We start from the raw sequence: 1,071 nt of genomic DNA on the forward strand, positions 1-1,071 counted from the left end.
ACCCGAACGGCACATAGTCCTGCCCGGCGAAAGTCCCCACCAGCGCCCGGTGCGGCGCCGCGACACCCTTCGGCACACCCGTGGAACCCGACGTGAACATCACGCACGCCACATCGTCACCGCTCACCCCGACGTCGCCGGACGATGCCTGCGCAGCGGTCTCGCCCACCGGCTGGAGCCGTACGCCGGGCGGCAGACAACCGCTCAGGCGTTCGGCGCCCCCGGCGTCGGTCACAACGATCCGGGTTCGGGTCTGCGTCACCACCCCGGTCAGGCGCGCGATCGGGAACAACGGGTCCAGCACCGTGTAGGCCGCACCGCACCGCAACACCGCCAGCAAAGCCGTCACCAGGTCACGACCTCGCGGCAGACACACCCCCACCACGTCACCGCGCCCGATCCCCGCCTCCCGCAACACGTCCCGCAAGGCCGCCGACCGCGCGTCCAGATCGCCGTACGACGTGGGCCGACCGCCGGCCACCAGGGCCACGGCGGAGGGGTTCTCCCGCACCCGCCGCGCGAAGACCTCTGCTACCGAGACCGGCCCGGGCACCCGGGCCCGCCCTGACTGCCAGGTCCGCAGGGTCTCTGCTTCACCGAGGGCGAGCAGGCCGACCTCGGTGAACGGCCGGTCCGGCTCCTGGGCCATGGCCCTCAGCAGATGCACGAACCGGTCGGCCAGTCCCTGCGCCGTCGAGGGGTCGAACAGGCCGGTGGCGTACTCCAGCGTCAGCCCCAGGCCGTCGTCGCTCTCCTCCAGGAAGAAGGTCAAATCGAATTTCGCGGTGTGCCAAGCGATCTCCTGCGGCTGCACCTGGACACCCGGCAATTGCAGCTGCGCCCCAGCGTTGTTCTGGAGCACCAGCATGGTCTGGAACAACGGATGACGGGCCGAGGACCGCTCCGGATTCAGCGCCTCCACCACCTGCTCGAACGGAACATCCTGATGCGCAAAAGCTTCCAGCGAGGTTTCCCGCACTCGCCCCAGCAGCTCCCGGAACGAAGGATCTCCACTCGTGTCCGTCCGCAACACCAGCGTGTTCACGAAAAAGCCGACCAGATCGTCCAGGC

General features: G+C 69.3%; 1 protein-coding gene. It reads right to left on the reverse strand.

The features are described 5' to 3' along the window. A partial coding sequence (locus tag LR393_RS34770) for an AMP-binding protein (protein ID WP_231489481.1) occupies positions 1–1,045 on the reverse strand: 1,045 nt, incomplete at its 3' end. Positions 1,046–1,071: the final 26 nt, after the last annotated feature.

Source organism: Kineosporia mesophila (assembly GCF_021129235.1).
GTDB lineage: Bacteria > Actinomycetota > Actinomycetes > Actinomycetales > Kineosporiaceae > Kineosporia > Kineosporia mesophila.